This window comes from Streptomyces atriruber, assembly GCF_001418325.1.
Lineage (GTDB): Bacteria > Actinomycetota > Actinomycetes > Streptomycetales > Streptomycetaceae > Streptomyces > Streptomyces atriruber.
The window spans coordinates 1-9,441 of sequence record NZ_LIPN01000239.1 but is presented as its reverse complement, the minus strand read 5'-3'; the positions used below and the strand labels follow the sequence as shown (position 1 = coordinate 9,441).

The following is a 9,441-nucleotide window of genomic DNA, read 5'->3' as shown; positions in this document are numbered from 1 at the left end:
CAGCAGGGAGTGCCCGCCCAGATCGAAGAAGCTGTCGTCCACGCCGACCTGATCGACACCGAGTACTTCGGTGAAGAGCCCGGCCAGGATCTCCTCGCGGGCATCGCGCGGGGCCCGGGAGGACGCGGCCGTACCGCTGTAGTCGGGTGCGGGCAGGGCCTTGCGGTCCAGCTTGCCGTTCGGCATCTGCGGCAGCGCGTCCAGGACCATGACGGCGGACGGGACCATGTAGTCGGGCAGACGGTCGGCCACTTGGGCGCGCAGCGCCGCCGGATCGGTGTGACCATCGCTGTCGCTCACGACGTAGCCGATGAGGCGTCGGTCGCCGGGCCGGTCCTCGCGGAGGACGGCCGCGGCGCTCGCGACGCCGGGGCAGGCGGTCAACGCGGCCTCGATCTCGCCGAGTTCGATGCGGAAGCCGCGCAGCTTGACCTGGTCGTCGGCGCGCCCCAGGTAGCGCAGGGTGCCGTCGCTGTTCCAGGAGGCCAGGTCGCCGGTGCGGTACATGCGCGACCCGGCGGGCCCGTACGGATCGGCGACGAAGCGTTCCGCGGTCAGCCCCGGGCGGTTGAGGTAGCCGCGGGCGACACCGGCCCCGGCCACGTACAACTCACCGGGCACGCCCGGTGGTACGGGGGACAGGCCCGCGTCCAGGACGTACGTCCGTACGTTGCCGATCGGTCGGCCGATCGGCGGCACCGTCGCGCCTGACAGGGGGGCGCTCAGGGTGGCGCACACGGTGGTTTCGGTGGGTCCGTAGGCGTTGATCATACGTCGGCCTGTGGACCAGCGTCCGGCTGTGTCGGGGCCGCAGGCCTCGCCGCCCACGACGACCGTCATGGTGTCGGGGACCTGGGTGACGTCCAGGACGCCCAGGGCTGAGGGCGGCACCATGCAGTACGTCACGCCCGCAGTGGTCACGACACGGGCGAGCGCGGCGCCGGGGGCGAGTTCCTCTGCGTCGGCCACGACCAGGGCCGCGCCGGACAGCAGTGCCAGGCTCCAGTCCCAGGTGGCCGCGTCGAAGCTGGGGGAGGCGAACTGCAGGACCCGGCTGCCCGGCCCCAGACCCAGACGCGGCGCCGACGAGGCCACCAGGTTCACCAGACCCGCGTGGGTCACGATCACGCCCTTGGGCACACCCGTCGACCCGGAGGTGTAGATGACATAGGCGGGATGGGCGGGCGCGGTCACGGCCGTGGCGGGCTCCGCCGGGTCGGAAGCCGCCCACTCCTCCTGCACGGCCGGATCGTCGAGTCGTACGACCGGTGTGTCTTCCGGCCACAGCTGCATGGATGCCGCATCCGTCACCACGAGCGCGGGCCGGGCGTCCTCGACCATGAAGCGGATCCGGTCGACCGGATAGCCGGTGTCGATCGGAAGGTAGGCGGCCCCGGCCTTCCACACCGCGAGGACCGCGACGATCAGCTCGGGCGACCGTGGCAACGCGAGCGCCACCACCTGCTCCGGCCCCACGCCCCGCTCGACCAGCAGCCGCGCCAACCGACTCGCCCGCGCATCCAACTCGGCGTACGAGTACACGGTCCGGCCGTCCGCCGCCACCAGCGCCGCGGCATCCGGCGTCTGTGCCACCCAAGCCTCGAAGGCGGCTGTCGCCGTCGCCTCCGACACCTCCACGACCGGACCGGCGGCCCACGTGTCGACGACACGCTCGCGCTCACCGGCCGAGAGAATCTCCACCGCCCCGACTCGCTGACCCGCATCCTCGGCCACCGCCGTCAGGATCCGCACGAGACGGTCGAGGAGCGCTTCGGCCTCCGGGGAGGCGTAGCTGTCGGCGCGGTGGTCCAGGCGCAGCCGCAGTTCGGGGCCCGGGATGACGACGAGGCTCAGCGGGTAGTGGGCGCCGTCGTGGCCCGCGGCTCCGGTGACCCGCAGACCTGCGTCCTCATCAGTGCCGGTGGGGTCGGCAGTGCGCGGGGCCAGGTAGTTCTCGAAGGCGACGACGGTGTCGAAAAGACCGTCCTTGCCGCCCCTACCGTCCTTGCCGCCCGTACCCGCCACCCGCTGGATCTCCGTCAGGGACAGGTGCTGGTGCGGCAGCAGCGCGCCCTGCTCGGCCTGTACGCGCCCCGCCAGGTCGGCCCACGTGTCCTCGGCGTGCAGCCGCACCCGTACCGGGACCGTGTTGATGAACAGACCGATCATGCTCTCGATGCCGGGGATCTCCGGCGACCGCCCCGACACCACGGCACCGAAGACCACGTCGTCCTGGCCGGTCGTCCGGCCGAGGAGCACGCCCCACGCGCACTGCACCAGGGTGTTGAGGGTCACCCCGGCGCGGCGCGCCTGGGCGTCGAGCGCCGTCGTGGTGTCCGCGTCCAGGTGGGACACCAGCCGCTCGGGCAGGGGCGCGGTCCCGGGGGCCGCCGAGGGGGTGGCCGCCGCCGCGTACGTCGGTTCGGCGCCCGCCAGCGCCTCGGTCCAGGCGTCGTGCGCCGCGGTCCGGTCGCGCTCCACGAGCCACGTCAGATAGTCGCGGTAGGGCGTCGTCCTGGGCAGGGCGGAGTCGTCGCCGCCGGCCGCGTACAGCCGGTACAGGGCGAGGAGTTCATTGATGTGGAGCGTCGAGGACCAGCCGTCGGTGAGGATGTGGTGCTGGGTGATGACCAGGCAGTGACGGTCCTCGTCCAGGCGGACCAGCGCGAACCGCATGAGCGGCGGCCGCGCCAGGTCGAAGCGTCGCGCCCGCTCCTCGCCCAGGAACGCGTCCAGGGCCGCTTCGACGTCGGACGCGTCGCTCAAGTCCACGTCCTGCCAAGGCAGTTGCGTGCCGCTCTCGATGATCTGCACCGGGCGGTCCAGGCCCTCGTGACGGAACGCCGCCCGCAGGTTGGGGTGCCGCTCCAGCATGCGCTGTGCCGCCGCCCGCAGGGCCTCGCCGCGTACGTCGCCGTCGAGGCGGAGCGCCATCTGGACCGTGTAGACGTCCTGGGTGTCGGGTTCCGCGCCGTCGGCGAGGGCGTGGAAGAGCATCCCCTCCTGGAGCGGGGACAGCGGCCAGACGTCGGCCAGCCGGGGGTGCTGCCGCTCCAGTTGGGCGACCTGGTGCTGGGTGAGGTCGACGAGGTCGAGGTCGCTCGGGGTCCGGCCCGCGGGCGCGGATCCCTCGGCGTGGGTGCCGAGGGCGGCGAGAGCGGCCAGCCAGGCGTCGGCGAGCTCCTGGACGCGGTCGCGGGTGAAGAGGGCCCCGGGCCACTTGAAGGTCGCGCTCAGCTCGGAGCCGTCGGCGGAGTCCACGGTGACCGCGTTGATCATCAACGGGTTCGGCGCCTGCATCCGCGGGTCCAGGCCGCCGAGCGACGGGCTGCCGGGAACCTGCTGCCAGTCCGCGGCCGTGGCGTCGGCACCGGCGCCCGCGGACGGCACCGCGAACCTGCCGAGGTAGTTGAAGGAGACCTGGGCGTCGGGGAGCCCGGCGAGGGCGGGGGCCGTCTCCGGGTTGAGGTGGCGCAGCAGTCCGTAGGCGAAACCGCTGTCGGGGACGGCGCGCAGCTGCTCCTTGACCCGTTGCAGCGCACGGCCCACCGCGGGCCCGCCGGTGTGCAGCTCGGCGGCGGGTACGGCGCCCGGGTCGAGCCGGACCGGCGCCATGCCGGTGAACCAGCCGACGGTGCGGGCGGTGTCGGCTCCGGCCAGCTCGTCCTGGCGGCCGTGTCCCTCCAGGTCGACGAGCGTGCCGGTGTGCCGGGAGTCGCCGCGCCAGGCGGCGAGGGCGACCGCGAGCCCGGTCAGGAGCATTTCGTTGGTGGTGGAGTGCAGCGTGGCGGGCGCGCGGGCCAGGAGCGCCTCGGTGAGCGCGGCCGGTACGCGCACGCGCAGCGAGGCCAGGGTGTCGGCGGTGCCGTGTCCCGTGCGGTCGTCCGCGTCCTGCGCGAGGCGTGGTTCGGGCCGCGACAGCATCTTGGTCCACTGCGGCAGCGCACCGGTGGTCCGGGGCTCGCGGGCCAGCTCCGTGAGTCTGCGGGCCCACTGCCGGAACGACGTGCCGACCGGAGCCAGCTCAGGTGTCCGCCCGGCGAGTACGGCGGCCCCCGCGACGGCGAGGTCGGGCAGCAGGATCCGCCACGAGACGCCGTCCACCACCAGGTGATGGATCGTCAGGAGCAGTCGGCCCGGCTCCTCGGGCCCGTTGTCGAACCAGACGGCCTGCAGCATGACGCCGTCGTACGGGGCGAGCCGTGCGCGTGCCTGCTCCGCGTGGCGCACGAGGAGTTCACGCCGCTGCTCGTCGTCGAGACCGGCGGTCACCACCTGGGTGAGATGCGGCTCGACCGGTACCGAACCGGCCGACGGCACGTCGAGCACCCAGCCAGCACCAGCACCAGCACCAGCACCAGCACCGGCATCAGCACCGGCGTCGGAGCCGTCCCGCACGAGCCGGGCCCGCAGCACGTCATGGTGATCGACGAGCGCCTGCAGTACGTCGCCGAGCTGGGCGCGGTCGATGCCGCCGGGCACCTGCACGAAGACGGACTGGTTGAAGCCGTCGAAGGGATGGCCGGGTTCGAGGAGCCAGTGCATGACGGGCGTCAGCGGAACCGTGCCCACACCTGAGCGGTCGGCGTCGGCGGCACCGCCGCCTGCGCCGTTCTCGGCACTGACGGGCCGTGCCCTGCGGGCCAGCGCCCCGGGCGTCTGTTCCTTGAAGACGTCGCGGGGCGTGAGGTCGAGGCCGCGTTCGCGGGCGCGGGTGACCAGCACGATGGAGCTGATGCTGTCGCCGCCGAGGGCGAAGAAGCCGTCGTCGACGCCGACCTGGTCGGCGTCGAGGCCGAGGACGTCGGCGAAGAGCTCGGCGACGACCCGCTCCTGCGGGGTGCCGGGTGCCCGGGTGGGGGTGGCGCGGGCGTAGTCGGGCACGGGCAGCGCCCTGTGGTCCAGCTTTCCGTGGGCGCTCAGCGGCAGCGTGTCCAGGAGCACCACGGCCGTGGGCACCATGTACTCCGGCAGCCGCGCGGCCACGGTCTTCTTCACCTGGTCGAGGTCGACGCCGCCGTCGACATCGGCCACGACATAGCCGACCAGACGCCGGTCACCGGGCCGGTCCTCACGGATGACGGCAGCGGCGGCCCGCACACCGGGACACGCGGTCAACGCGGCGTCGATCTCGCCGAGTTCGATCCGGAAGCCGCGCAGCTTGACCTGGTCGTCGGCGCGCCCCAGGAACTGGAGCGTGCCGTCCTGGTTCCACCGCACCAGGTCGCCGGTGCGGTACATGCGCGACCCGGCAGGCCCGTACGGGTCGGCGACGAACCGCTGCGAGGTCAGCCCCGGCCGGTTCAGATAGCCGCGCGCGACACCGGCCCCGGCCACGTACAACTCACCGGGCACGCCGGGCGGTACGGGCGACAGACCCTCGTCCAGCACATACGTCCGTACGTTGGCGATCGGGCGGCCGATCGGCGGCACCACCGCCCCCGACAGGGCCTCGCTCAACGTCGCGCACACCGTGATCTCCGTCGGCCCGTACGCGTTGAACATCTTCCGGCCCGCGGACCAGCGCTCCACGATCTCCGGACCGCAGGCCTCACCGCCGACGATCAGCGTCAGCGTGCCCGGCAGCGACTCCTCGGACAGCACCCGCAGCACCGACGGCACCAGCGTGCAGTGCGTGATCTCCTCGGCGCGGAGGAGTTCGAGGAGATCGGGTCCGGGTGTGAGCCGCTCCGCGTCGGCGAGCACCAGCGTGCCGCCCGTCAGCAGGGCCGTGAAGAACTCCGACGCGGCGGCGTCGAAGCTGGGGGACAGGAACTGCAGCACCCGGGAGCCGACCCCGATGCCCCACTGCTCGCTCTGGGCGAGCGCGAAGTTGGCGAGTCCCCGGTGCGGGACGGTGACGCCCTTGGGGGTGCCGGACGACCCCGAGGTGTAGATGACGTACGCCGGATGCGCGACGTCCAGGGGGCAGACCCGGTCGGCGTCGGTGAGGTCGGACGCGTCAAGGTCCGCGAGGTGCGCACGGACCTCGGGGGCGTCGAGGACGACGACGGCCGCGTCGTCCAGCTCCGACAGGAGACCCACGGCGCCGGCGTGGGCCAGGACGACGCCCGGCCGGGCGTCCCTCAGCATGAAGCGGATGCGGGCTTCCGGATAGGTCGTGTCGAGTGGCAGATAGGCGGCACCGGCCTTGAGCACGGCGAGCAGTGCCGTGATCAGGTCCGGGGAGCGGGGGATGGCCAGGGCCACGACGTCCTCGGGGCCGACGCCCCGCTCGACCAGGAGCCGGGCCAGACGGTTCGCGCGGGCGTTGAGGTCCGCGTACGAGACGGTGACGCCGTCGGCGACGAGCGCGCTCGCCCCGGGCACGGCCAGCGCCCGCTCCTGGAACAACTCGGCCGCGGTACCGGCGAGTTCCGGCGTGGCCGTGTCGTTCCACTCCTCCAGGACCCGGCGCCGCTCGTCGCCCGACAGGACGTCGAACGACGACACGCGCCGCTCCGGGGCCGCGGCGCCGCTCTCCAGCACGCGGACGAGCCGTTCGCCCAGGGCGGTGACCGTGCCGTGGTCGAACAGGTCGGTGCGGTACGAGATCACACCGCTGATCCCGGCGGCGGCGCCGTCGCCGTCGTGCTGTTCGGCGAAGCTGACGGACAGGTCCATCCGCGCCGACTGGAGCCGGACGGGCTGGGGGGACGCCTTGAGCCCGCCGAACTCCGCGTTCGCGCGCGGGGTGTTGTTGAAGGCGAGCATGACCTGGAAGAGCGGGTGGTGGGCCAGGGACCGGGTCGGGTTCAGGGCCTCCACCAGGCCTTCGAAGGGCACGTCCTGGTGGGCGTAGGCGTTGAGGTCGCTCTCGCGGACGCGGTCGAGCAGCTCCGCGAACGTCGGGTCGCCGGACAGGTCGGTGCGCAGCACGAGCGTGTTGACGAAGAAGCCGACGAGATCGTCCAGCTCCTCCTCGCCGCGTCCCGCGACCGGCGTCCCGATGGGGATGTCCGTCCCGGCGCCGAGGCGGTGCAGGAGCACGCCCAGGGCGGCCTGCAGCACCATGAACACGGTCGTCTGCCGCGACCGCGCCAGCTCGGTCAGGGCCTGGTGCAGTTCGGCCTCGATCCGCACCGGCACGACGCCGCCCTCGGATCCGGCCTGCTCCGGATACGGGTGGTCGGTGGGCAGGTCGATGCGCTCGGGGAGCCCGGCCAGCGCGCCCTTCCAGTGGTCGAGTTGGGCGGCGAGCAGGCTGTCCGGGTCGTTCTCGTCGCCGAGGAGTTCCCGCTGCCACAGGGTGTAGTCGGCGTACTGCACCGGCAGTGGCTCCCACGCGGGCGGGTTTCCCGCGCAACGGGCGGAGTAGGCGCTGCTCAGGTCACGGATGAGCGGCCCCATCGACCAGCCGTCACCGGCGATGTGATGGATCACCAGGGTGAGCACGTGCGCGTCCACGGCGTCCTGAACGGTGAACAGGGACGCGCGGAGAGGCAGTTCGGTCGCGAGGTCGAACGCGTACCGCACCGCACGGTCCACCGCGCCGGAAAGCTCCGCCTCGGTGACCGACTCGACATCCACCACCGGCCGCGCCTCGGCGACCGGGCGGATGTCCTGGTACGGCTGCCCGCCGTTGTCGGGGAAGACCGTCCGCAGCGCCTCGTGCCGCGCCACCACGTCGTTCAGCGCGGCACGAAGAGCATTGGCGTCCAGCGCACCGGACAGCCGCAGCACCACCGGCACGTTGTACGTCGCGCTGGGTCCCTCGTACCGGTACAGGAACCACAACCGACGCTGCGCATACGACAACGGCACCATGTGTTCTTGCGTTCCCCTCGTGTCATAGCAGCAGCTTCAGCGCCGGTCCGTCCCGCGCGGTGTGGATCCGGGCCCGGATCCGTAGGGTCAGGTCACCCGGTCACCCGGTCACCCGGTCACCCGGACATGGCCACCAGAACGCGGCGCGGTCCGGTGTACGGGCGGCGGCCGTGCGCCACGGCCACGTTGTCGATCAGCAGCAGATCGCCCTCGTACCAGTCCACGTCCACGGCCGCGGCCAGCCCGTTGTCCCGTACGTGCGCCACGTACTCGTCGGGAATGGGGCTGCCGTCGGCGAACGTCACCGACTGCGGCAGCTCGTCCTCCGACATCAGCTCGGAGAGCATCGTCGCGGTGTCGGCGTCGAGTCCGGCGAGGTGCCACTGGTCGAACTGGTTGAACCAGACCTCCTCGCCCGTGACCGGATGCCGCACGGTGGCAGGGCGCAGCTGCGTGACGCGGAGTCCGTCGTCCGCCTGCCACTCCCAGGAGACGTCGGCGTCCGCGAGGAGCGCCTCCACCTCGCCCTTGTCGGAGGTCTCGAAGGTGTCCTGCCAGCTCTTGCCGAAACCGGCCCCGCTCTGCAGGTTCTGCGTGTAGCGGATGCCCTTGCTGAACGCGGCCCTGACCTCCTCGTCGAGGGAGCTCAGCCACACCGTGCCGTCGACCACCGGCGTGGCGCCACCGGTGACCGGTCGGCGCTCGCAGTAGAAGGCGAGCCGGGACGGCCAACGGCGGGCGTAGGAAAGCTCGTTGTGCATGGAGATGGTGAACTCGGCCGGGTACTCGGTCGAGGTGTAGACGTTGCTTCCCACCTTCGTGCGAGGCGAGTTGCCGTGCACATAGGCCAGCCGGTTCGGCAGGAGCAGGTCGAGCGCCGAGCCGACCTGCTCCTGGGACGTGCCGAAGCCGCGGAAGACGAGGGCCTTGTGCGCGAGGAGCAGTTCGGCGGTCTGCGCCGTGTCGCCGATCGCCGTCAGCAGGCCCTCGTGGTTCGCCGCCACGCCCGCCGTGTCCGGCGTCACCACATGGGGTGTCCAGTCGCTCGACTTGCTCACGTCACGTCTCCTCTGTTCCCTGTCCCTGTGAATTCCGGCGCCGCGGACGTCCCGCTGTCCGGCTCCCCGCCTGTTCCTGCTCGTTCCGCTTCGGCCCGTTCCGCTGCGGCCACCGGCCGGGCAGTACTCATGTCGTCCCGCGCGACCGCCGCCGCAGCTTGGGCCTTGGCCTGGCCTGGGGGCTGCTGCTGAGGCCTTCGAGGTGTTCGGCGAGCTGCGCCACCGTCGGCCTGGTGAAGACCGTCCGAAGGTCGACCTCCGCGCCGACGACGGTGCGGATCCGGCCGATGAGGCGCGTGGCGAGCAGGGAGTGCCCGCCGAGCGCGAAGAAGTTGTCGTCGACACCGACCGACTCCAGGCCGAGGACCTCGGCGAAGAGCACGGCGAGCGCCTCTTCCCGGCTGTTGCGCGGAGCCCGGGCGGGGGCGGTGGCGCTGCTGTAGTCGGGTGCGGGCAGGGCCTTGCGGTCCAGCTTTCCGTTGGGTGTCAGGGGCAGGGCGTCCAGGGGCACGAGGGCGGTGGGCACCATGTACTCGGGCAGTGCGCGCCGAAGCGCGTCCTGCACGCCTTGCAGGTCCTGTGGGCCGAGGACCTTGCCGTTCTCGGGCACGACGTA

At 72.4% G+C, this 9,441-nt stretch carries 3 protein-coding genes; all 3 read right to left on the bottom strand.

Annotated elements, in window-relative coordinates:
• Positions 1–7,767: non-ribosomal peptide synthetase (locus AOK03_RS24205; RefSeq protein ID WP_157869060.1), on the bottom strand; the 7,767-nt coding region annotated here is incomplete at its 3' end.
• 116 nt (positions 7,768–7,883) lie between these two features.
• Positions 7,884–8,825, bottom strand: coding sequence for a TauD/TfdA family dioxygenase (locus tag AOK03_RS24200; protein ID WP_055567447.1), 942 nt, complete (start codon positions 8,823–8,825; stop codon positions 7,884–7,886).
• A gap of 127 nt (positions 8,826–8,952) precedes the next feature.
• Positions 8,953–9,441 (bottom strand): phosphopantetheine-binding protein (locus AOK03_RS24195; RefSeq protein WP_157869059.1); only part of this gene is annotated, 489 nt, incomplete at its 5' end.